At 38.9% G+C, this 23,770-nt stretch carries 23 protein-coding genes and 4 tRNA genes; 21 read left to right on the top strand and 6 right to left on the bottom strand.

Annotated elements, in window-relative coordinates; genetic code table 11:
• Positions 1-147 precede the first annotated feature (147 nt).
• Positions 148-1,911 (bottom strand): 30S ribosomal protein S12 methylthiotransferase accessory factor YcaO, encoded by a 1,764-nt coding sequence (gene ycaO / locus INP93_RS09065; protein ID WP_197544727.1) that lies wholly within the window; start codon positions 1,909-1,911, stop codon positions 148-150.
• Between the two features lie 179 nt (positions 1,912-2,090).
• Here ycaO and INP93_RS09060 point away from each other — a divergent pair, with 179 nt between their 5' ends.
• Positions 2,091-2,429 carry a YegP family protein gene (locus INP93_RS09060; protein ID WP_197544726.1) on the top strand — a complete coding sequence of 113 codons (339 nt, stop codon included), beginning with the start codon at positions 2,091-2,093 and terminating at the stop codon, positions 2,427-2,429.
• Here the strand turns inward: INP93_RS09060 and INP93_RS09055 are convergent, their stop codons facing one another.
• Complete coding sequence (locus tag INP93_RS09055) at positions 2,430-3,146, bottom strand: class I SAM-dependent methyltransferase (RefSeq protein ID WP_197544725.1); 717 nt, start codon at positions 3,144-3,146, stop codon at positions 2,430-2,432.
• Positions 3,147-3,156: 10 nt separating this feature from the next.
• On the opposite strand from INP93_RS09055, the gene gloB reads away from it, so the two are divergent.
• From gloB to INP93_RS09020, 7 genes are all read left to right on the top strand, one after another.
• Positions 3,157-3,858: a hydroxyacylglutathione hydrolase gene (gene gloB, locus INP93_RS09050; protein WP_197544724.1), complete on the top strand. Its 702-nt coding sequence runs from the start codon at positions 3,157-3,159 to the stop codon at positions 3,856-3,858.
• A 136-nt stretch (positions 3,859-3,994) separates the two neighbouring features.
• Positions 3,995-5,317 (top strand): glutamyl-tRNA reductase, encoded by a 1,323-nt coding sequence (gene hemA, locus INP93_RS09045; protein WP_197544723.1) that lies wholly within the window; start codon positions 3,995-3,997, stop codon positions 5,315-5,317.
• On the top strand, positions 5,301-6,044 hold the full coding sequence (locus INP93_RS09040; RefSeq protein ID WP_197544722.1) for a phosphodiester glycosidase family protein: 744 nt from the start codon (positions 5,301-5,303) through the stop codon (positions 6,042-6,044). Before hemA ends, INP93_RS09040 begins: the two co-directional genes overlap by 17 nt.
• A 123-nt stretch (positions 6,045-6,167) precedes the next feature.
• Positions 6,168-6,244, top strand: a tRNA-Met gene (locus INP93_RS09035).
• Between the two features lie 5 nt (positions 6,245-6,249).
• Positions 6,250-6,334: transfer RNA gene (locus INP93_RS09030), tRNA-Leu, on the top strand.
• A 27-nt stretch (positions 6,335-6,361) separates the two neighbouring features.
• Positions 6,362-6,436 (top strand) — tRNA-Gln (locus tag INP93_RS09025).
• A 47-nt stretch (positions 6,437-6,483) separates the two neighbouring features.
• Positions 6,484-6,558, top strand: a tRNA-Gln gene (locus INP93_RS09020).
• A 134-nt stretch (positions 6,559-6,692) separates the two neighbouring features.
• Here the strand turns inward: INP93_RS09020 and prfC are convergent.
• Positions 6,693-8,276 (bottom strand): peptide chain release factor 3, encoded by a 1,584-nt coding sequence (gene prfC, locus INP93_RS09015; protein ID WP_197544721.1) that lies wholly within the window; start codon positions 8,274-8,276, stop codon positions 6,693-6,695.
• Between the two features lie 487 nt (positions 8,277-8,763).
• Between prfC and INP93_RS09010 the strand changes: the two genes are divergently transcribed.
• The 9 genes from INP93_RS09010 to argG all read left to right on the top strand — a co-directional run bounded on the left by INP93_RS09010 (position 8,764) and on the right by argG (position 16,502).
• Entirely contained in the window at positions 8,764-9,141 is a 378-nt protein-coding gene (locus tag INP93_RS09010) for a hypothetical protein (protein ID WP_049366050.1), read from the top strand.
• 91 nt (positions 9,142-9,232) lie between these two features.
• A complete protein-coding gene (locus INP93_RS09005; RefSeq protein ID WP_197544720.1) occupies positions 9,233-9,529 on the top strand; it encodes a hypothetical protein in 297 nt (98 codons plus the stop codon).
• A 74-nt stretch (positions 9,530-9,603) separates the two neighbouring features.
• Positions 9,604-9,978: a hypothetical protein gene (locus tag INP93_RS09000; RefSeq protein WP_070868083.1), complete on the top strand. Its 375-nt coding sequence runs from the start codon at positions 9,604-9,606 to the stop codon at positions 9,976-9,978.
• Between the two features lie 200 nt (positions 9,979-10,178).
• Positions 10,179-11,579, top strand: a complete 1,401-nt coding sequence (locus tag INP93_RS08995; protein ID WP_197544719.1) for a DUF4384 domain-containing protein — start codon at positions 10,179-10,181, stop codon at positions 11,577-11,579.
• A gap of 22 nt (positions 11,580-11,601) precedes the next feature.
• Positions 11,602-12,642, top strand: a complete 1,041-nt coding sequence (locus tag INP93_RS08990; RefSeq protein WP_193451183.1) for a tetratricopeptide repeat protein — start codon at positions 11,602-11,604, stop codon at positions 12,640-12,642.
• 32 nt (positions 12,643-12,674) lie between these two features.
• Positions 12,675-13,208, top strand: coding sequence for a pentapeptide repeat-containing protein (locus tag INP93_RS08985; protein WP_111406555.1), 534 nt, complete (start codon positions 12,675-12,677; stop codon positions 13,206-13,208).
• A 144-nt stretch (positions 13,209-13,352) separates the two neighbouring features.
• The gene (locus INP93_RS08980) at positions 13,353-14,213 is read left to right on the top strand and encodes a phosphoribosylaminoimidazolesuccinocarboxamide synthase (RefSeq protein WP_111406553.1); all 861 of its coding nucleotides are present in this window, start codon (positions 13,353-13,355) and stop codon (positions 14,211-14,213) included.
• 72 nt (positions 14,214-14,285) lie between these two features.
• Positions 14,286-15,116, top strand: a complete 831-nt coding sequence (locus tag INP93_RS08975; protein WP_197544718.1) for a Rossmann-fold NAD(P)-binding domain-containing protein — start codon at positions 14,286-14,288, stop codon at positions 15,114-15,116.
• 51 nt (positions 15,117-15,167) lie between these two features.
• Positions 15,168-16,502, top strand: coding sequence for an argininosuccinate synthase (argG, locus tag INP93_RS08970; RefSeq protein WP_111386498.1), 1,335 nt, complete (start codon positions 15,168-15,170; stop codon positions 16,500-16,502).
• Between the two features lie 54 nt (positions 16,503-16,556).
• Here argG and INP93_RS08965 read toward each other — a convergent pair whose 3' ends face one another.
• From INP93_RS08965 to cysT, 3 genes are read right to left on the bottom strand one after another with little or no spacing between them, the layout of a single operon-like run.
• Positions 16,557-17,633, bottom strand: coding sequence for a sulfate/molybdate ABC transporter ATP-binding protein (locus tag INP93_RS08965; RefSeq protein WP_111386496.1), 1,077 nt, complete (start codon positions 17,631-17,633; stop codon positions 16,557-16,559).
• A gap of 17 nt (positions 17,634-17,650) precedes the next feature.
• Complete coding sequence (cysW, locus tag INP93_RS08960) at positions 17,651-18,466, bottom strand: sulfate ABC transporter permease subunit CysW (protein WP_005695722.1); 816 nt, start codon at positions 18,464-18,466, stop codon at positions 17,651-17,653.
• Positions 18,467-18,475: 9 nt separating this feature from the next.
• Positions 18,476-19,297 carry a sulfate ABC transporter permease subunit CysT gene (gene cysT / locus INP93_RS08955; protein ID WP_197544717.1) on the bottom strand — a complete coding sequence of 274 codons (822 nt, stop codon included), beginning with the start codon at positions 19,295-19,297 and terminating at the stop codon, positions 18,476-18,478.
• A 257-nt stretch (positions 19,298-19,554) separates the two neighbouring features.
• Between cysT and INP93_RS08950 the strand changes: the two genes are divergently transcribed.
• From INP93_RS08950 to cysD, 4 genes are read left to right on the top strand one after another with little or no spacing between them, the layout of a single operon-like run.
• On the top strand, positions 19,555-20,562 hold the full coding sequence (locus tag INP93_RS08950) for a sulfate ABC transporter substrate-binding protein (protein ID WP_111327019.1): 1,008 nt from the start codon (positions 19,555-19,557) through the stop codon (positions 20,560-20,562).
• 11 nt (positions 20,563-20,573) lie between these two features.
• The gene (gene cysG / locus INP93_RS08945) at positions 20,574-22,004 is read left to right on the top strand and encodes a siroheme synthase CysG (protein ID WP_197544716.1); all 1,431 of its coding nucleotides are present in this window, start codon (positions 20,574-20,576) and stop codon (positions 22,002-22,004) included.
• A gap of 10 nt (positions 22,005-22,014) precedes the next feature.
• Positions 22,015-22,749 (top strand): phosphoadenylyl-sulfate reductase, encoded by a 735-nt coding sequence (locus INP93_RS08940; RefSeq protein WP_111327021.1) that lies wholly within the window; start codon positions 22,015-22,017, stop codon positions 22,747-22,749.
• A 20-nt stretch (positions 22,750-22,769) separates the two neighbouring features.
• Positions 22,770-23,693 (top strand): sulfate adenylyltransferase subunit CysD, encoded by a 924-nt coding sequence (gene cysD / locus INP93_RS08935; protein ID WP_049362808.1) that lies wholly within the window; start codon positions 22,770-22,772, stop codon positions 23,691-23,693.
• Positions 23,694-23,770: the final 77 nt, after the last annotated feature.

Here is a 23,770-nt window from a genome sequence, read left to right as displayed (position 1 = left end):
TCCTTTTTTGATCAAAAAATTGCGACGAATTATAGCATAAATTTAAGCGTTTTTGTGTGAAAAGTGCGGTTGATTTTAAAGCAGTTTTTTAATGCGGAAATAAATAAGGCAGACATTAAGTCCGCCTTATGATTGAGAGAAAATCAACTATTTCCAATTTTCTCGTTTGGCTTTTTGTAATTTCGCATAAGCACCAAGTAAAGCTTGGTGTTCTTTGAAGTTTTCAAGCATTTCATCGCTGGCTGGCAAGTTATAGAAGGGGTTACCTTTTTCAGCTACCGCAGCCCAAGCTTGTTGAACGGCTTCTTTGCCATACATTCTTTCAAACACAGTGCGATATTGTTGTGGATCGCGAGTATTGTCTAAATGCAATTCAATGATACTGATTAAGGCACGATAGTAATTCACACGTTCTGGCGTAAATACAGAGCTGTTCATATTCATCGTCCAGTTTGCCCAATCTAAGGCTAATTCTAATTCACCTAATGCTAAGTAAAGCATGGATTTGAGCTCACCGACACGTAATGTTGTCCAACCGCTTGCTTTTGGCGCCACGATACCGATAAATTCGCGAACACGTGTGGCATCGTCAATATCTTGCTCATCTAATTCAGCCAATAACTCTTGGTAAGTTTCAGCATCATGATGATGGTGTGATAGATCCAACAAGATCTCGCGCCAGTCCATACCCATATTATTATTGGCATAAATGAGGTCATCAGCAGGGTAGATATCAGACATGCCAGGCACAATAATGCGGCAAGCATAAACATCTAAATGGTTGTAATCCATGATATAGACTTCTTTTTCCTCTGCATTAAAGATAGCCATCAAGTTTTCATATTCTTCTTGGGTTGAACCTGAGAAATCCCAATCTACAAACTCATAATCTGGCGTATTTTTGAATAAATCCCAAGAAATTAAACCGCTAGAATCAATGAAGTGTGTTTCAAGGTTAGCGTGTTCAGCCACATCATCATTATTGAATGAGGGAGGAGAGAATACATCGAGATCTTTTAAGCTGCGACCTTGTAAAAGCTCCGTTACGGTACGCTCTAATGCCACTTGGAAATTCGGATGTGCACCAAAAGAGGCAAAGCACGTGCCGTTATTTGGGTTGAGCAATACCACGCAAATGACAGGATATTTGCCACCTAATGAGGCATCAAAGGCATAAATAGGGAAACCTTCTTCCTCTAATTTGGCAATAGAGGCTTGAATGGATGGATAGCGATCCATCACGGATTTTGGAATTTCAGGAAGACTGATTGCTTCTGCAATAATGCGATTTTTTACGTAACGCTCAAAGACCTCAGAAAGCCCTTGCACACGTGCTTCATTTTTTGTGTTACCAGCGGACATCCCGTTAGAAACGTATAAATTCGCAATGATACTTTGTGGAATATAGACGGTTTCTTGATCGGATTGGCGCACATAAGGCATAGCGACAATACCGCGATCGTAATTACCGGATTGCAGATCCACAAGCAATTCTGGGGTTAGTTCTTGGTTTGGATCGAAATAATCCCATAAATAATCGTCTAAAATCCCTTGTGGTAAAAGGGAATCGTCTTCAATTGGAAACCATTTTTCAGTGGGGTAATGAACAAAATCATCGTTAGCAATTTCTTGTCCTAAATAGAAATCAGCAAAGAAATAGTTGGTGGAAAGACGTTCGAAATATTCACCTAATGCAGATGCTAACGCTGCTTTTTTACTTGCGCCTTTGCCGTTAGAAAAACATTGTGGGCAATCCTTATCACGAATGTGTACAGACCATACATTTGGCACAGGATTAAGCCAAGAGGCTTCTTCAATATTGAAACCAAGTGCGGTCAATTTTTGTTGAAATTTTGAAATACTGTCTTCAAGTGCGGCATCTTTGCCGGGAATAAATGTTTGTTCGGTCATAATTGTTCCTGTTATAAAAAGCCCGAGCATCATAGGGGAGTTTAGAGAGCTAATCAAGCATAAAATTTATGCACTTCTGCTCTTGTTTTCCTTGATTTTTAAGGGTAAATTAGCTTGGCGCAGAAAGGCATTTTCTGCGTGGGTAAAATTATAAACAAATCAACCAATTGGGAGATATCATGGCTCAAGGATTTTATGAATTAAAAGTGGCTAAAGACGGACAATTTATGTTCAACTTAAAAGCAGCAAACGGACAAGTGATTTTAACTAGCGAACTTTATAAAACTAAAGCATCAGCTGAAAACGGTATTGCTTCAGTGCAAAAAAATGGCGTGGATGCGAAAAACTTTGAATATCGCGTAGCGAAAAATGATAAACCTTATTTCGTATTAAAAGCAGCTAACCACCAAGAAATTGGCCGTAGCCAATATTATTCTTCTCAAGCTGCAGCAGAAAAAGGCGTTGAGTCTGTAATGAATAATGCATCTTCAGCAGTAATCAAAGAAGTGACAGAATAATCATTCTGTTCTGATTTCTTTAAATGCACCTGCCGGCTCTAAAAACGCCGGCATTTTTGACCGCGCTTTCTCAGGATTCAGTGTTAACGGATAGGTTCGTTTTTGGGCAACGATCACGGAGAGCGGAGAACAAAGCGTGCTCTTTTCTTGTTTTATGGATAGTCTTTCTTCTGCAATCACATCAAAATTTAATAATGATAGCCAGTCAACCACTCGCCAAGTAGCATATTGTCGGAACTTAAATTCGCCTAATTTCGGTTTGAAAAGCAAGGGACTCAGCGGATTAAATAACGTGATGAAAATCCAGCCATCATCCTTTAAAACACGATGAGCTTCACGCAATATTTGGTGAGGATCTTGCGCAAAATTTAAGGTGTTCGCCAATAAGCAAGCATCCATTTCTTTTTCAATAAAAGGCAAGGCTAACGGCGATGCTTGAATTAAACTATCGGTTTCATTTAAAAGTGCGGTAGGAAAATGCGCTGTTTTTTCGCCTAACACAATTTGATGATGTAAAGGCAAGTCAAAGGCAATTTCACCACTTAAGGCACCGACTTTCAGAATTTGATAGCCTAAAATTTTTGGTGTCCATTGGGCAAAATAATCGGTTAATACGTTACAATAGGCTTCACCTTGTGGTAACGCTTGCCAACTTTCAGGTGAAAGAAGTAGTTTGTGCCATTTGGCTTTCCAATTCAATGTTAATCCTATTTTCATAAGGTAATTTATGCTAGTTCCTATTCCTGCGCTCAATGATAACTATATTTGGCTTTATAGACGAGAAAATTTCCCTGTAATTGTGATCGATATCCCAGAAATAACCCGTTTAATTCCGTATTTAGAATCGAATAAGTTAGACGTAGAAGCGGTGTTATTAACCCATTATCACGATGATCATGTGCAAGGTGTCGCGGCATTTAAGCAATATTATCCTAATGTGCCTGTTTTCGGCCCAACAGAATGTGCAAATAAAGGGGCAACCAACATTATGGATAGTGGCGTGATTAATACGGTACATTATCATATTGAAGTTTTGCCAAGTGGTGGTCATACGGCAGGGCATGTCAGCTATTTGGTGGATGGGCATTTATTTTGCGGTGATGCGTTATTTTCTGCAGGCTGTGGTCGCGTATTTACGGGAGATTTTGCTCAAATGTTTGAATCTATGCAGAGTTTTAATCAATTACCTAATGAAACCGTGGTTTGTCCCGCTCATGAATATACGCTGAGTAATTTAGCTTTTGCGGAAACCGTCTTGGCGGATAAAAGTGCGGTCAAAAATCAACGTGTTTTAGTGGAACGTTATCGAGCAGAGGATAAACCGAGTTTGCCGACAACGATTGAATTAGAGAAACAAATTAATCCGTTTTTACAAGCAAAAAATTTAGACGAATTTACACAATGGCGTTTAGCGAAAGATAAGTTTTAACTCATTTTAGTTATTTGTTTGAGTTTTTTCTCTTGAAATTTGCTCAATTCTCAACAATTCATTAAAATAGCGAAACTTTTACTTTCTACTTTAAGCCGCATACTCATAAAAGTGCGGTTGTTTTTATTAGGTTTTTATGACCCTTCTTGTTCTAGGCATTAATCATAAAACAGCTTCTGTCGCTGTTCGTGAGAAAGTCGCTTTTTCTGAAGAAAAGCGACAGCTTGCCTTACAACAAATTCACCAACAAGATTTGGCAGAAAGTGCGGTTATTCTTTCTACCTGTAACCGTACAGAGATTTATCTTCACCATCGTCAAATTTCACCCCAAGAGTGTAAGCAATGGCAAACGAACTGTATAAATTGGTTTGCTAATATTCATCAGCTTTCTGTCGATGAATTAAATAAAAGTATTTACACACATCAAAATCAACAAGCTGCAAATCATTTAATGCGCGTGGCCTGTGGTTTGGATTCATTAATTTTGGGTGAGCCGCAAATTTTAGGACAGGTGAAACAAGCTTTCCAAATCAGTGAAGATTATTATCAATCGGCTAATATTCCGCTTTCAAGCACGCTTTCTCGCTTATTCCAAAAAACCTTTGCCACGGCAAAACGAGTGCGTACTGAAACCAATATTGGTGAAAGTGCTGTATCGGTGGCTTACGCGGCTTGTAGCTTGGCACGTCAGATTTTTGAATCTTTACGTGAATTACAAATTTTGCTTGTTGGGGCAGGAGAAACCATTGAATTGGTAAGCCGTCATTTATTACGCCATGGTGTAAAAAAATTGATGATTGCTAACCGCACTTTATCTCGCGCTGAGCAGTTGGTGGAAAAATTAGCGTCTAATACACCGATTGATGTGTATTCGCTTGATGAATTGCAAACACCGCTAAATCAAGCCGATATTGTCATCAGCTCTACAGGCAGTCCGACTATTTTAATCACTAAAGTGATGGCTGAAATTGCGGAGAAAGCACGTCAATTTAGACCGACTTTAATGGTTGATATCGCCGTGCCTCGTGATATTGATGAAAATGTCTCTGAATTAGAAAGTGTGTATCATTACACCGTGGATGATTTGCAAGATATTATCCAACGCAATCTTTCTCAACGTGAGCAAGCATCAGAGCAAGCACAAGATATCATCACGCAAGAATGTAATGCCTTCTTTGAGTGGTTGAAAGTTCAACAATTCTCCAATTTGATCCGTCATTACCGTGATGAGGCAGAGAATACTCGCCAAGAATTACTCGAAAAAGCGTTACACCAAATTCAACAAGGTGAGAATGCTGAAAAAATTCTGCAAGAATTAAGTTATAAATTAACAAATAAACTCATTCATGCACCAACCCAAACTATGCAATCCATGATGAGATCGGGTAATGCAGAAGGGTTGCATGCCTTTTCAAATGCGTTGCATTTAACCCATCCTTTAAATGAAAAAAACGATTAAATTTTTGACCGCACTTTTCAGTAGCGCATCCTTACTGATGAGTGTGCCAGCCCTAGCGGAATACCGAACTTTTGATGATGGCAATATTACTTACGGAATTTTTCAAGCAAAGCCCGAAGAAGTACAGCTACATTGGAAAGATGCCGAAGGTAAAGATTATCAAAGTTTAACGCGTCTCAAAAATGCCTTAGAGCCTAGCTATAACGTGAAAATGATCATGAATGCAGGCATTTATAGCATGAATAACACGCCAGCGGGATTATGGATTGAGCATGGAAAAGAGCTCAATGCGTTAAATACAAAATCAGGCAAAGGTAACTTTCATGTACAACCCAATGGTGTGTTTGCCATTGCAAAAAATAAGCCCTACATTTTAACCACATCCGCTTATCAGAAAAGCAAACTCAAGCCGGATTTTGCGTTGCAATCAGGCCCAATGTTGATTATTCATGGCAAAATAAATCCGCAATTTAGAGCAAGCCTAGAAAGCTATCATAAGCGTAATGCAGTGTGTTTGACGAAGCAGAACGAATTACTGTTCTTGATGACGATAAAAGGTGAGCCTAATCTTTATACATTGAGCCAAGGTTTGCTGAAAATAGGTTGTCATGATGCCTTATATCTTGATGGAACAATATCTAATTGGTATATTCCAGGGCAATTTAACACCTTGCATTGGAAGCGTTTTGTTGGAATGATCTCCGTTCTTGATGTGAACAAAAAATAGCAAAAGCGTTTTATTTATAATCAACTAAATCAAAAAATCCGTTTTTTGCAAAAAAATGATTGACGAGAATAGGTCAAATCAGGATAATACGCCCCGCAAAGCCGATAAGGTAAAGCAAATGATGGCTACATAGCTCAGTTGGTTAGAGCACAACACTCATAATGTTGGGGTCGCAAGTTCGAATCTCGCTGTAGCCACCAAATTTGCGGGACTGGCGAAATTGGTAGACGCACCAGATTTAGGTTCTGGCGCCGAGAGGTGTGTGGGTTCAAGTCCCTCGTCCCGCACCATTTATCAGCTTGCAGTCAAATAGTAGTTGGGGTATCGCCAAGCGGTAAGGCACCGGGTTTTGATCTCGGCATCCCTAGGTTCGAATCCTAGTACCCCAGCCATACTATCTAAATAAAATCTTCTTTATTTCCAATCAAAGAATTTCAGTTGGGGTATCGCCAAGCGGTAAGGCACCGGGTTTTGATCTCGGCATCCCTAGGTTCGAATCCTAGTACCCCAGCCATCTTATTTTCTCTCTTTCTTTTATATAAAAAATGCGATTAAATTTAACCGCACCTTAGTATTTCATTTTTTATTTATCTATAAAAAAGTGCGGTAAAAATTCACTATAAATTCTGACCGCACTTTATATTACAACTAATGTTCCCTTGTTTTAAAGAAGGTCACATCAGGATAACGTTCTTGTGCAAGATTTAGATTTACCATGGTAGGTGCGATATAAGTGAGATTATCCCCACCATCTAATGCCAGGTTTTGCTCATTCTTACGTTTGAACTCTTCAAATTTTTTGTTATCTGCACATTCCACCCAACGAGCCGTTGCGACGTTAACAGTTTCATAAATGGCTTCAACGTTATATTCTGATTTCAAACGAGAAACAACCACGTCAAACTGTAACACACCGACCGCTCCAACAATCAAATCATTATTGCTTAATGGGCGGAATACCTGCACAGCACCTTCTTCAGAAAGTTGTACTAAGCCTTTTAACAATTGTTTTTGTTTAAGAGGATCTTTCAAACGAATACGACGGAATAATTCAGGCGCAAAGTTTGGAATACCGGTAAATTTAAGCTCTTCACCTTGTGTGAATGTATCACCAATCTGAATTGTGCCGTGATTGTGCAGACCGATAATATCACCAGCATAAGCCTCATCGGCATGGGTACGGTCCCCCGCCATAAAGGTGAGCGCGTCAGAAATAACTACATCTTTACCAATACGCACGTGCTTAAGTTTCATCCCTTTTTCGTATTTACCAGAAACTACGCGTAGGAAAGCCACGCGGTCGCGGTGTTTTGGATCCATATTGGCTTGGATTTTAAATACGAAACCAGTGAATTTTTCTTCTTCTGCTGAGACTTTACGGGTATCAGCTTGACGAGCTTGTGGAGCAGGTGCCCATTCAGTTAAACCATCTAAGAAATGATCAACACCGAAGTTACCTAATGCAGTACCGAAAAAGACTGGCGTTAATTCACCACTTAGGAATAAATCCAAATCAAATTCGTTACTTGCACCTTTTACTAATTCTAATTCATCACGCAATTGTTGGGCTAAGTCATCGCCTACGGCAGCGTCTAATTCTGGGTTATTTAAGCCTTTCACAATGCGTACTTCTTGGATTGTAGAGCCTTGCCCACTTTGGTAAAGATAGATTTCATCTTTATATAAATGATAAACCCCTTTAAACAATTTGCCGCAGCCAATCGGCCAAGTAATCGGTGCACAATGGATTTTTAATACACTTTCCACTTCATCTAATAATTCCATTGGATCGCGAATATCACGGTCAAGTTTATTCATGAAAGTGATAATTGGCGTATCGCGTAAACGGGTCACTTCCATTAATTTAATGGTTCGTTCTTCAACCCCTTTTGCCGAGTCGATAACCATCAAGCAGCTATCCACGGCCGTTAAAGTGCGGTAGGTATCTTCCGAGAAATCCTCATGCCCCGGCGTATCTAATAAATTCACTAAGCATTCATTGTAAGGGAATTGCATCACGGAAGTGGTAATGGAAATACCACGTTGTTTTTCCATTTCCATCCAGTCAGATTTTGCATGCTGTGCAGAGCCTTTACCTTTTACTGAGCCTGCTTTTTGAATGGCATTGCCGTATAACAATACTTTTTCGGTGATGGTGGTTTTACCCGCATCAGGGTGGGAAATAATTGCAAATGTGCGACGTTTATTAACTTCTTCTAATGGATAACTCATTGTCTTGTTTCTTCTGTTTTAAATAATGCTGTATTGTCGCTGATTTTCAGATTGAGCTCAAATTAAATTAGGAAAATAGCGATTCTGTCATGAGTTAGTTTAAAAATAGCAACTAAAATTGATTATTTTTTAACCTTTGCAAGCGTTTGCGTTGGTTATGTTATAAACATTATGATTGTTTAATTCTATCCTTAATGTTTAAATTAATTTATAAAACCTTTTAAACTATATGGGTAATTATTAAATATTAAGTATGCCTATTTGTGAGTATGTCATTTAACTAAATGTTTTATTTAAATAAAAAAATAGATTTTTTACTTTTAGTTAAAAATTCATGACAAGTGTTATTAATTATAGTTCAAAAATAACTGGTCCGATGATCTGAGCTGATTTTGCCGTGATAGATTAATTTCGGCTGGAATATACCGATTTCAGTTTTCAATCATTGATTGAATAATATTTTCTCATGAGGAATCTTGAGGTAAAAATGAAAAAACAAACTTTTTGTTTTAAACGATTATTGCTTATTGCATTTGGTATTTGCTCATCATCAACATTCGTTTATGGAAGCACACAAAATGTAACTGTTAGTGGATCGGTAGATAACTCTTCTTCTGGCAGTGGTAAAGCAATGATTAATGTTGGTTCCGCTGTAGGTAAAAGCGTTGGCAATAATACCCAAAGTGTTGTTGTGAATGGCTCCTTAGTAAATAAGGCATCTGGTAGCGGTAAAGCCAGCATTAATATTGGATCATCAGTAAATGATGGTGGAAGCCACAATCAATCAGTTAGTGTTGGTTCAATTGTAAATTCTTCTTCAGGTGGTAAATCTGAAGTGAATATCGGTTCTGTTGTTAAAGATTAGTCATTTTTAGCGCAGAATTCATGATTATATTAAATAATCATTAATTTTAATAAGCATAGTAATGCTCAATTTCTTTTAAAGAGGAAAAACAATGAAAAACTTAGTTAAAATTAGTGCAGCAGCAATCTTTGCAACAAGTTTAGCTTTATCAACTAATGCTGCAGTTAAAATTGGTGGTAACAACGTACAAACCACTAATATTCAAGGTGCAGTAGCTAATACAGCAGTTGGCGGTAGTAAAGCAATCCAAAACATTTCATCTAACCACGGTAAAGTAACTATCGGTGGTAACAACGTACAAACTACCAATATCCAAGGTGCAGTAGCGAACACTGCTGTTGGTGGTAGTAAAGCTGTACAAAACTTAAGTTCTAATAGCAGCGAATAGTCATAAATAAATTGGTTATTGGTTATCCAATAACCAATTTTTTATATATTTTAAAATTCTGTTGGGGACAAGTCATGAAAGTTTTTAATATGTTGATGCTATTTGGGGCTTCATGTTTTTTATCTCTTAATGCTTTTGCTGGAAATGGTGAACTCGTACCAAGAAAAGGTTTAGGCCCGTTAGATAAAGCGAAAGTACATGAAGTTCAGGCTCAAAAATGGTCAAGAATAGGCATGGGTATAGAGATGGAAAATGAGGCTGAGGATAGTGTTTCTCAGTATAGTAATACTTCAGGTGGCAGCGCTTTTGGAGGACGTTCTAAAAATTGTTCTACAAATATTGGAAATGTTGCTGCTCAAAAAGGCGCTAGTTCTGGTCGATATGGTCCTAAAAATAAGAATAATAATGTTGTCGTTGTTAAAGGCGATGTAATTAATGTCTGTAAATAATTAATAATAACTTAAGGTATCTTATGAAATTTTCTAGAACTCTTATTTCTTATGTTTTGATTTCTAATCTAGTTGGGTGTTCTTTATCTGCTACAAATCTAAAAGAAGATAGACCATATATTGGCTCAACAACGACTCATAACCTCCCTGCAGTAGAACCAGTTAGATCAATATCAAGTTTTAGTGATAGTTTAAACTGTATGGACGATTTATTACGTCAAAGTAATGTGAGTGAAACAGTTATTGCCGTGAAAACAATTAAAGATCCATCAACGAAAGCTGGTGTGGCAGCAAGTGAAATGATCATGACAGCATTGTCACAAATGTCGAAAACCAGTGGGGCATTTAAAGTCGCTGATTTTGAAATCGATCCTTTAAAACAAGATACCGTTCAGACGTTAACAAATCTTTTATTACCAACGGGAAGTATGCAAATTCCGGCACCTCAACTTTATATTTCTGGGGCAGTATCTTATGTGGATCAAAATGTATTACGTAAGTCTAATAACTTAGGACTTTCTTATGCAGAAGATGGTGAAGTTGGTATTTCAGGTGATTTGATGACAACCGCATTGGGTTTAGAGTTGCATATGGGGGATTTCTTAACCCGTACGCTTTATCCAGGTATTGATTCATCTAATGAAATTGTGGCCGCAGGTAAAGGTCTAGGGTTAGATGCAGGCGCTAAAATTAAGAAAACTGGTGTTCAGTTTTCTTTAGAGCGAGCTCTTTCTCAAGGATTAGGTGGTTCAATGCGAACTCTTGTTGATTTAGGTACGATAGAGTTAGTAGGTAAGTTAACTAAAGTTCCTTACTGGCAATGTTTATCACTTGACCAAGCTCATCCTGAATTCCAACGTGAATTGCTCGATTGGTATGGTGGAATGGGAGATAGTAGTAAAGTGAAATTCTTCCAAACCGGCTTGAAAAACTTAGGCTATTACAGTGGTAAAGTAGATGGTAAGAGTTCAAAAGAATTCCGTGAGGCACTATCTGCATTCCAAAAAGATAATAAAGCAACCCCTTCTGGTTTTATTAATTTCGAAAGTTATGAACGCTTAATGAAAAATTATGTAAAAACAGATGCAAACGGTAACTTTAAAAAAGTAGGATTAGAACCATCAGATGATAAAGAAGAGCAGCCTCGTGGTGGATATCCAGTACTAAATTCTGATAAAGATGCACCAATTAATGTTGGGATTAATTTAAATAAATCATCATATCGTCGTGGTGATACATTAGAGTTAGATGTTAATGTAGATAGAGATTCAACTTATTTAGCGTGTTTCTACCAAGATGCATCGAAAAGTATTACTCAGGTTTATCCAAATCCTGTTCAAGGAGAGAGTATAACTTCTAAGAATAATTCGCTAAAAATTCCGGGTTCTGATGCATTTACTTTAAGTTTAAATGAAAAAGGTAAAGAAAGTGTGATGTGTATGGCCTCATATTATAGTGTGGCCGATAAGCTTCAAACTAACTTTGGTGATGCATTTAATCCGCTTAAAGTAAAGGATATGAATGCCTTATCTGAGCAATTAAAAGCAATCTTTGGCGATGATTTAAAAGGTATCAAAACAGTTAGTTATCAAGTGAAGTAAACAAATAATCCTGGAGGTCGATATGTCAAAAAAATATTCAACATCTAAATTATTTGTTTATGCCTTACTGGCAGGGATTCCGGTTTCTTACGCTCAAATTGTCATTAATAAACCGATTGAGCCGAAGAGTCCAGCAGTTCAGCAAGAGCAAAATACGGGATTTTCTCTGGCATTTGCTTATGAAAGTTACCGTAATAAGGATTATCAAAACGCTTATGATGAATTCGAACATTTTGTCTTGCAAAATAATCCAAAGGCGTTAATGGCGAATGCCTATTTGCTATTTAGTGGTAATTTACCGAGAGATTTTGCAAGAGCTAATCAATATTTAGCGCAAGTTGCTTCGCTAAAATATGCCCGAGCAATATATTTGCAAGGTCTATTAGAAAAATACCAAAAAGGTTTAAGCCAATTTAATGCAAAGGCTGAACGATTAGTTAATGATGCTGCGGTGATGGGAGATTATGTCGCAGCTAATGCCTTGGCTAACTTCCATTTTCAAAAAGGGAATTATGCATTAGCACAGCGCTGGAATGAAAAAGCGATTAGTTTAGGAAGCTCTGCTGCAAGACAAAATCAGCGCGTTATCTCAAATCGTCAATCTGAGCCAGCTATTCAAACAGTGCCTAAGACTGTTTCTTCACCAGCAAATACGGGTGTGATTGGGGAATTAAGAGAACGCTCTCAAGCTGGAGATGCTGGAGCGAGCTACGACTTGGCGGTTCGCTTCCATAAAGGTGTGGGAGTAGCAGTGAATTTTGGCGAAGCAATTCGGTTATATCAATTAGCTGCAGAGCAGGGCAGTAGTGAAGCACAAAAAGTATTGCCGATCTTGTTATCAAGAAGAACAACGGGCGGCAATATTAATAGTATGTGGATGCAACGAATGTCAAATATGCTTCCAAGCCCTGTCGTAGTTCAACAGGATGCACATTATACACATACAGTTAAAACTGAAAATAATATTGCTGGCTTTGATACAGAAAAAGCCACCAAAGCTATAACAACTTTGCAGGAAGATGATCCATTAGAAGGGTTATTAACTTTGGAACCAAGTCGTTAATTTATTTAAAGTAAATATGAAGGAAGGTAAACATGAAACACGTTTATTCAAAATTAGCTATCACATTATTGGGTTTTGCAGCATTATCAAGCTATGCGCAAACTGATAATAATCAATCTGTTACAGTAAATGGTAGAATTGTTAATAGTGCGACAGATGGTGGCGAATCAGTACAAACTATCTCGGGCAAAAAAAGTGCGGTCGTAAATGGCACCGTTATTACTCACAATGGTGAAACCACATATATCTCTAGTGGCAGTTCATCTTCAGATAAAGTTAATGCCGCTTTAGGTGGACAAGATTTCTCAGGTCAAGATTTAGCAGGGCAATCATTTACCAATTCAGATCTTGCTAATGCAAACTTCAGCAATGCAAATTTACAAGGGGCTGATTTCACAAATACAAATTTAAGTGGGGCTAACTTTCATAAAGCTAACTTAAAAGGCGCTAATTTGACCAATTCGAACTTAGCAGGTGCAGATCTTACTGGTGCCAATTTAAAAGGTGCAATTAAAACAAATATCAATACTCGAGGAGCCAAAACCAAAGGGGCAATTTGGCGATAAGACGACAAGTGATATACAAAAAACAGGCTTTATAGCCTGTTTTTTTTATTCGCTTTTATTTTTACAAAAAAAAGCAAACGTTTGCGCTAAAAGTGCGGTACAATATCCACCGATTTTTTATTCTTATAATTAAAGGTGCAAGCAATGACACAACTTAGTCTAAAAAAAATCTATTCGGGAAAAGTGCGTGATCTTTATGAGATCGATGATAAACGAATGCTAATGGTAGCCAGTGACCGTTTGTCCGCATTTGATGTGATTTTAGATGATCCTATCCCACGTAAAGGTGAAATCCTGACTCAAATTTCCAATTTCTGGTTCAATAAGTTAGCCCATATTATGCCGAATCATTTTACTGGTGATTCAGTTTATGATGTGTTACCAAAAGAGGAAGCTGATTTAGTAAAAGATCGCGCAGTGGTTTGCAAACGTTTGAATCCAATTAAAATTGAGTCTATCGTGCGTGGTTATTTAACAGGTAGCGGGCTAAAAGATTATAAGCAAACAGGGACCATTTGTGGTTTGAAATTACCGGAAGGATTAGTTGAGGCAAGTAAATTACCTGAACCGATTTTTACGCCATCAAGTAAAGAAGAATTGGGTAATCACGATATCAATATCAGCTATGAAGAATGTGAAAAAGCAATTGGCGCAGAGTTAGCGGCACAAGTGAGAGAAAAAGCGATTGCGCTTTATACTGAGGCAGCAAAATATGCGCTGACTAAAGGTATTATTATTTGTGATACCAAATTTGAATTTGGTTTAGATGAAAATGGCACGCTCACTTTAATGGATGAGGTATTAACACCGGATTCTAGCCGTTTTTGGTCAGTTGATACTTATAAAGAAGGCACAAATCCGCCATCATTTGATAAGCAATTTGTACGAGATTGGTTAGAACAAAGTGGTTGGAATAAACAACCACCAGCACCGAAAGTACCAAAAGAAGTGATTGAAAAAACAGTGGCTAAATATCAAGAGGCTTTGGATTTATTAACAAAATAACATTAACAAACTCCCTGCTATGCTTTAGAATAGCAGGGATTTTTATGGATAAAATATTGTGAATAAAAGAGTATGAAATCTGTTGCGATAGTTGGTTTAGGTTGGTTAGGCTTACCGCTGGCGCTGCACTTAAAAGAGCTTGGTTGGTGTGTAAAAGGCTCAAAACAATCCCCTGATGATGCTCAGAAATTGCATCAGCTAGGTATTGAAACTTATCCTTTTTCGCTTTCTGACGAAATGAAACGTTTACCAGACCATATTCGCCCTCTTTTTAATGTAGATGCTCTCATTATCACCCTACCACCTAGCAGTTTTTCTTCTCAACAGTATTGTGAATATCTTGCTTTTTTAACTAATCAAGCCAAGAAACAAGGTGTACAGCATTTGGTTTTTACCAGTTCAACTTCTGTTTTTCCTAATATTTCGGGGCAATTTGATGAAAGTTCTCAACTTTCAGCTGAAACAGAAATGGGCAAAACACTGATACAAGCAGAACAGTGCTTGTTCCAATCAGGAATATTGCATTGCGATATTCTTCGACTAGCAGGATTAATTGGTAAACAACGCCATCCTGTTAAATTCTTAGCAGGAAAATGCAATTTAAAACAGGGCTATTCACCTGTTAATTTGGTGCATCTAGAGGATTGCATTCAAGCTATTACGGCCTTACTCATGAATCCAAATGGATTGCGAACTTACCATCTTTGCGCGCCAATTCATCCTACTCGAGCAGAATATTACACAAAAGCAGCGGTATTTTATGATTTATCCATACCACAATTTGAATGTAGTGATTCGGATCCGAAACGAATCATTATGGCAGATAAAATTTGTCGAGATTTAGGCTTCGCTTATCGTTATCCAAATCCCGATGATATGTTAGAAAAGCGCAGTGATTTTTGACCGCACTTTTTAAAGACTCACTCACCATAACCACAATGAAGGAAATAAAATATGTCAAATACGATTCTGCAACATTTACCTAAAGGTCAAAAAGTTGGTATTGCTTTTTCAGGCGGGCTAGATACCAGTGCGGCATTACTTTGGATGCGTCAAAAAGGTGCAGTACCTTATGCTTATACAGCAAACTTAGGTCAACCAGATGAAGATGATTACAATGCAATTCCCAAAAAAGCAATGGAATATGGTGCGGAAAATGCGCGTTTAGTGGATTGTCGTGCGCAGTTAGCCCATGAAGGGATTGCGGCTATTCAATGTGGTGCATTCCATATTTCTACTGGTGGAGCAACCTATTTCAATACCACACCACTTGGCCGTGCGGTAACAGGTACGATGCTTGTTGCAGCCATGAAAGAAGATGATGTGAATATCTGGGGTGATGGTTCAACTTTCAAAGGTAACGATATTGAGCGTTTTTATCGTTATGGCTTATTAACCAACCCAAATTTAAAAATTTACAAACCATGGTTAGATCAACAATTCATCGATGAGTTGGGCGGTCGCTTTGAAATGTCACAATTCTTAATCGCAAATGGTTTTGACTACAAAATGTCAGTAGAAAAAGCGTATTCAACTGACTCTAATATGTTAGGTGCGACACACGAAGCGAAAGATTTAGAAAAATTAAGCACTGGTATTAAAATTGTAAAGCCAATTATGGGTGTGGCATTTTGGGATGAAAATGTTCAAGTGAAACCAGAAGTGGTGACTGTTCGCTTTGAAGAAGGTGTGCCGGTTGCATTAAACGGTAAAACATTTGATAACGTGGTGGATCTTTTCTTAGAAGCAAATCGTATTGGTGGTCGTCACGGTTTAGGTATGTCAGACCAAATTGAAAACCGTATTATTGAAGCAAAATCACGTGGTATTTATGAAGCACCGGGAATGGCATTATTCCACATTGCTTATGAGCGTTTAGTCACCGGTATTCACAATGAAGATACTATTGAACAATATCGTATCAATGGTTTACGTTTAGGCCGTTTGTTATACCAAGGTCGTTGGTTTGATCCACAAGCATTGATGTTACGTGAAACTGCACAACGTTGGGTTGCTCGTGCGATTACAGGGGAAGTGACATTAGAACTTCGTCGTGGTAATGACTATTCCATCTTAAATACTGAATCACCAAACTTAACTTATGCGGCAGAACGTTTAAGTATGGAAAAAGTGGAAAATGCACCATTTGATCCAATCGATCGTATTGGTCAATTAACTATGCGTAACTTAGACGTAGCAGATACACGCGGAAAATTAAGTATCTACTCTCAAGTAGGTTTATTAACTGCGGGTAAAGATTCCGTTTTACCGCAATTAGGTAAAAAATAATTTTCTCCTTTAAATATAAAAAGTGCGGTCGATTTTGACCGCACTTTTACTTTTCTAAATATTCATTTCTTGAAATAGATTTAATTTATCCGGCACGAGATAAACTTGATCACCTATTTTATATTGCGCATTGAGATAATTTTCTTTGGTAAGAATGACTTCAATAGGTTGTTCAGTTTGCGAACTTTCTACTTCAATTCTCACGATAAAACCAATAGCATTAATATGACGAATCGTACCACTCGCTAAGGCATTATGAGATTCGCGTGAAAGCGTCAGTTCGTAAGGGCGAATATAAGCCGTTGCAGATTGGTTATTGACTGCATGAGTCGCATTGCTATGTGTTTGTAAATTATGAGCAAATTCACCAATGACTAAATTGCCTTGATCAATGTGTCCGTGGAACACATTAACATCCCCCACAAATTGCGTGACGAAAGGGGTTTGTGGTGCATGATAGATTTGGCTGGGCTCATCAATTTGCTCCACTTGACCTTTATTCATCACCACAATACGATCAGACATATCTAATGCTTCATCTTGATCATGGGTAACGAAAATGCTGGTCACATTGAGTTCATGTTGCAATTCCCGTAGCCAACGACGCAATTCTTTACGAACTTGGGCATCCAGTGCACCAAAGGGTTCATCAAGTAGTAAGACTTTCGGTTGAACCGCAAGGGAGCGAGCCAAGGCTATCCGTTGTTTTTGACCACCTGAAAGTTGATTAGGGTAGCGATCGGCTAGCCATTCAAGTTTTACTAGCTTTAAAAGTGCGGTGACTTTTTCGCGAATTTCTTCTGCAGAGGGACGTTCTCTACGAGGTTTCACCGTTAAGCCAAAAGCGACATTGTCAAAGACGGTCATATTTTGAAATAGTGCATAATGCTGAAACACAAAGCCGACACCGCGTTCAGCAGCTGAAAGTTGAGTCACCTCTTTTTCACCAAACCAAATGTGTCCATTATCAGCAAATTCTAATCCGGCAATGATCCTTAATAGCGTTGTTTTTCCACAACCACTAGGTCCAAGCAAGGCGGTTAGCTGATTTTCCGGAAAGCTTAGATTGATATCTTTCAACGCATGAAACTGTCCAAAGTGTTTGTTTAGTTGCTGGATTTTGATTGTCATGTATTGTGTTCCTGTTGTTATTCTTGGATTTTTTTCTTTTCCACATATCTCACTACGTTTTGCAATCCCAGTGTTCCCACTGCGATTAATGCTAATAAACTGGCGCAAGCAAATGCGGCAACAAATTGATATTCGTTGTAACTAATTTCTACATAAAGCGGAATGGTATTAGTCAAACCGCGAATATGCCCAGATACAACACTTACGGCACCGAATTCACCCATTGCACGAGCGTTACTTAAAATCACCCCATAAATTAATGCCCATTTTATTTTTGGTAGTGTTACGTGCCAGAAAAGTTGCCAAGTGGATGCACCTAAGATTAACGCAGCTTGTTCCTCACTTGTGCCTTGTGCTGACATGGTTGGAATTAATGATTTTGCAATAAGTGGAAAGGTGACGAATAAAGTCACGATAACAATGCTTGGCGTAGCAAACATAAAACGAATATGGTGTTCAGCAAGCCATGCGCCCCAAAGTCCATCTAACCCAAACAGCAGTAAGAACATTAATCCTACAACCACTGGTGAAATGGAAAAGGGGAGGTCGAGTAGTGCGGTTAATAAGCTTTTCCCCTTAAAGTCAAAATAAGCAATAGCCCAAGCCATAACCACACCGATAAAAATGTTAATAGGTAATACAATTAAAGAGACTTTGATCGTAAGCCAAATAGCCGCTAAGGCTTCCGGTTCTTTTAATGCAGCAAAAAATAGACCAATTCCTTGTTCAAGGGCTGAATAGAATACGGTAAATAATGGGAGCAATAAGATGATCGTAAAAAAACTGAGTGCGGTCAGAATTAAGATCCATTTTTGCCACGATTGGGTTTTCATAAATACCTCTTATCGAATTGGACTAATGCGTTTGGCAACAGACCATTGCGCTAAGTTAATGAATAAAATCAACAGAAATGAAATGGCAAGCATTAATAATGCAACCACAGATGCGCCTTGCACATCATATAAATCAAGTTTTGACATAATAATCAATGGTGCAATTTCTGAGACGAGTGGCACATTACCCGCAATAAAAATGACTGAGCCATATTCACCAAGCGATCGCGCAAATCCCATACCTGCACCGCCTATTAATGCAGGCAATACAGCTGGGATAATGACTTTTCGCAATGTTGTTAATCTGGATGCACCTAAAATTTGGGCTGCTTCTTCATAGCTAGGATCGAGATTTGCTAATACGGGTTGAATCGCTCGAACGGTAAAAGGCAAGCTGACAAAAATCAACGCAATCGCAATACCACTTGGAGTATAAGCGAGTTGAATCCCTAAATGGCTTAGCCATTGCCCAATCACTCCAGTCGGCGCATAAAGCGAGGCAAGTGCGATACCTGCAACGGCAGTGGGTAAAGCAAAAGGTAAATCCACTAACGCATTGACGAGATTCTTACCAGGAAAGTCATAACGCACTAAAACCCATGCCAATAAAAAGCCAAAAACGATATTAATTAACGTCGCGATTGCCGCCATTTCAAAGGATAGTGTTAAGGATGAGATCACTCGTTCACTCGTGATGATTTGAACGATATCAGCCCATTTTAACTGACAGGTAGTGAGCACAAGTAATGTTAATGGCAACAATACCATTGAGCCGAGCCAGGCTAATGTAATCAATATACTTCGTTTAAATTCTGGTAATACGGTTTTCATTATCCCACCTTCACAACAGATAAATACCTAAGCTTTGTAAGCGTTTTGAAATGTTCAAAAAAATAACCGCTCTTTACCATAATGGCAAAGAACGGAAATTTATTTAATATTCCAAAGTGAAATAAGTAAACGTTTGGTTTTCTGTTTTATATTTCATTTTGTTCTATAAAATGCTTTTTCGTTATTTTTTGTACTTAATATTTTGCGATATAAATTTAGCCACACGAAATTGAGGGTAATAACGGAGGAGAGTAAAAATGAAAAAAATCGCTTTATTTTCAGTGCTTTCTTTCGGCTTGGCAGCTTGTTTATGGCATACCAGTACGGAACAAAAAACGGTGCTACTGAATGTGTCCTATGACGTGATTCGTGATTTCTATAAGGAATATAACATCGCGTTTCAACGTGAATTTCCCTCAGATGTGATGATTTCACAATCGCATGGTGGCGCCAGTAAACAGGTGCTCGGCGTGTTAAATGGCTTGCCTGCAGATGTGGTGACATTGACACAAAGTAATGATATCGAAGCTTTAGTCAAAAAAGGCTTAGTAAATGCTGATTGGCAGCAGGTATTACCGAATGGTGCCGTTCCTTTTGGTTCAGTGATGGTTCTTTTAGTCAAAAAGGGCAATCCAAAACATATCCAAGATTGGTCGGATTTGGTACGGGATGATGTGAAAGTGGTGTTTGCTAATCCTAAAACCTCCGCGAACGGGCGCTTTGCTTATTTATCTGCCTTAGCTTATGCCGAACAACATAGTCAGCAACCACAGGATTTTATGCGGCGTTTACTTAAAAATGTACCTGTTTTAGAGGCAGGAGCGCGTAGTGCCAGTATTTCCTTCACTCAACGGAATATCGGTGATGTATTGATTGCTCCGGAAAATGAAGCCGCACTTGCGGCTAAAACGTTAGGTGAAAATAGTTTTGAAGTGGTATATCCCAGCATTACCGCATACACACCAATTTATGTAGCGGAAGTGAATAAAAATACCCAGGCAGATGGTTTGCATCAACTTTCCCATGATTATTTGAGCTATTTATGGTCAACCCCAGCACAAGAACTTGCCGCAAAAAATTATTTTCGGCCGACAGATAAAAAAATTATTGCTAAAACGACCGCAGTTTTTCCAGAAGTGAATCAATTTGATGTGAACCAACGTTTTGGTTCGTGGGATGCGATTAATACTCAACATTTTGTCGATAACGGCTTATTTGATCGTCTATATATCAGTGCACAACGTGCTGATAAAGTGAATAAATAGGAGTGATACCCATGAATTATTTTCCACTTTTTGCTGATTTAACCGGTCGCCCGGTACTTGTTGTCGGCGGTGGTTCTGTGGCTGCTCGTAAGGTCGGGTTGTTGCTCAAAGCGAATGCGCAAGTCCGTATTGTTGCTCGCCAATTAAATGAGGAATTAAGCGAACTTGAACGTCAAAATAAAGTGCTATGGATTGCCAAAGAATTTAATGCCGAACAAATGAGAACGGTGATGTTAGTGATCGCGGCAACAAATGATGAGGTATTAAATCACCGTATTTTCCATTTAGCCGAAAGCCAACATAAATTAGTCAATGTGGTGGATGATCAACCTCATTGTAGCTTTATCTTCCCTTCTATTATTGATCGTAATCCGATCCAAATCGCGATTTCGAGTGGTGGAAAGGCGCCGGTATTAGCCCGTTTATTACGTGAGAAACTGGAGGCATTATTGCCACAACATTTAGGCAAAATCGCTGAGATTTCTGGTAAATGGCGTGATCAAGTAAAAGCAAAATTGGCATCGGTCACCGAACGTCGCCGTTTTTGGGAAAAAATGTTTAGTGGACGTTTTGTCAATCTCATAAAAAATCAACAGGAAGCGCAAGCTGAACAAGAATTAGCTGAACAGCTAGAAAATAACTATCAAGGTGGTTTTGTCTCTTTAGTCGGTGCCGGTCCTGGAGATGCTGGCTTACTAACTCTTAACGGTTTACAGGAAATTCAACAAGCTGATGTGGTGCTTTACGATGCCTTGGTTTCTGATGAGATTCTTTCTTTGATTCGCCGTGATGCAGAACGTATTTTTGTGGGGAAACGTGCCAATGGTCGTTCTGTCGCACAAGATGAAACCAACCAATTGTTATTAACCCTTGCCCAACAAGGCAAGAGAGTAGTGCGCTTAAAAGGCGGCGATCCTTTCGTTTTTGGACGCGGTGGCGAAGAATTAGAAGTATTAGCTCAACATCAAATTCCATTTTCGGTTGTACCCGGTATTACAGCGGGTATTGGCGCAACAGCCTATGCCGGCATTCCATTAACTCACCGTGATTATGCACAAAGTGCTATTTTTGTGACCGGCCATCGTAAAGCCGATGCCTCTGATATTGAATGGCAAACCTTAGCAAGAAGTCATCAAACCTTAGTTATTTATATGGGGACGTTAAAAGCGCAAGTCATTGCTGAACGTTTACAACAATATGGTCGCGATGCGAATACGCCTGTTGCGATTATTAGTCAAGGCACTCAACTTACTCAAAAAACAGCGATTGGCACACTTGCAAATTTAGCTGAATTAGCGGAAAAAGCAGAGACCCCCGCCTTAATTGTGGTGGGAGAAGTGGTGAAATTACACGAACAATTAGCGTGGTTTGGCGAAGAAAAACAACGTCAAAAACAACCGCACTTTACCTTAGAAAGTTTAACCATCAGTCAAGTGGCGTAAGGAGTGGATGATGAGTTTATTTAAACCGACTTTTTGGCAAATTCCACTTGTTAGCCTTGATGTACAAGATCGTTTAGCAGAAAAAACAGCCACATTGAAGCAACGTTTACATCAAATAGCTGATAACCATCATGATGCACGCTTTGCCAGCAGTCTAGCTGTAGAAGATATGGTCATTACCGATGTCATTGCGCGTGAAAACTTAGATATTGGTATTTTTACTTTAGATACCGGTTTACTTCATCAAGATACGTTAAATTTATTAGATAACCTTGAGAAAGTCTATCCACATCTTCAAATAGAACGCTTTCAGCCGATTGCTGATGAAGTGACTCGCTACGAGGAAGAAAAAGGGAAATTTGCTTTTTATGAAAGCGTGGAATTACGTCGCGAGTGTTGTCATATCCGTAAAATCGAACCGTTAAATCGTGCGATTCAAGGCGCAGATGCGTGGCTGACCGGACAGCGTCGAGAACAATCGGCCACACGTACTGCGCTCCCTTTTGCTGAGCAAGATCAGTCTCGTGGTATTGATAAATACAATCCTATTTTTGATTGGTCAGAAACAGATGTGTGGGCTTATATCTTAGCGAACAATGTGCCTTATAACGACCTTTACCATCAAGGTTTTCCAAGTATTGGCTGTGAACCTTGTACCCGCCAAGTTAAACAGGGCGAAGATATTCGCGCTGGTCGCTGGTGGTGGGAGAGTAAAGATAGTAAGGAATGTGGATTACATAAGTAGAAAAATATAGGAAGCAAAACATGACAAAAACTGAACTCAATAACCAACATCTAGACTGGCTCGAGGCTGAGTCGATTCATATTATTCGTGAAGTCGTTGCGGAATGTGAAAACCCGGCGTTGCTTTTTTCCGGTGGGAAGGATTCGGTGGTATTGCTGGCATTAGCCCGTAAAGCATTCCAGTTAGGTGATCGTCCGGTACATTTACCGTTTCCCTTGGTACATATTGATACCGGACATAACTATCCAGAAGTGATCCAATTTCGAGATGAACAAGTGGCAAAACTTAACGCACGCTTAGTCGTTGGGCATGTGGAAGATTCCATTGCCAAAGGCACGGTGGTATTACGCAAAGAAACGGATTCGCGTAATGCGGCACAGGCGGTCACTTTATTAGAAACCATTGCAGAGAATGGATTTGATGCTTTGATGGGCGGTGCACGCCGTGATGAGGAAAAAGCTCGTGCTAAAGAACGAATTTTCTCGTTCCGTGATGAGTTCGGCCAATGGGATCCTAAGGCACAACGTCCAGAATTATGGTCTCTATACAATGCTAAATTGCATAAAGGCGAAAATATGCGAGTGTTTCCGATTTCCAACTGGACGGAATTAGACATTTGGCAATATATCGCTCGTGAGAATTTGGAATTGCCTCCGATCTATTACAGCCATAAACGCGAAGTTGTACGTCGAAAAGGTTTATTAGTGCCAGTGACACCATTAACCCCTAAATTGCCGAATGAAGTCAGCGAAGTATTGGATGTTCGTTTCCGTACTGTGGGTGATATTAGCTGTACTTGTCCGGTAGCGAGCACTGCATCAACACCATTAGAAATCATTGAAGAAACCGCTATTGCTGACATTTCCGAACGCAGTGCCACTCGTCTAGACGACCAAGCCAGCGAAGCCGCCATGGAGAAACGGAAAAAAGAAGGGTATTTTTAGTATTTCTACTTTCTTGCTTGTGCAAGAAAGTAGCAAAGAACACACTCCAATTAAATCGCTCCTCTTCACTTTGTTTC

This window comes from Haemophilus parainfluenzae, from assembly GCF_014931415.1.
In the GTDB taxonomy this organism is placed as follows: Bacteria; Pseudomonadota; Gammaproteobacteria; order Enterobacterales; family Pasteurellaceae; genus Haemophilus_D; species Haemophilus_D parainfluenzae_AF.
This window is presented reverse-complemented; position numbering and strand designations above follow the sequence as displayed.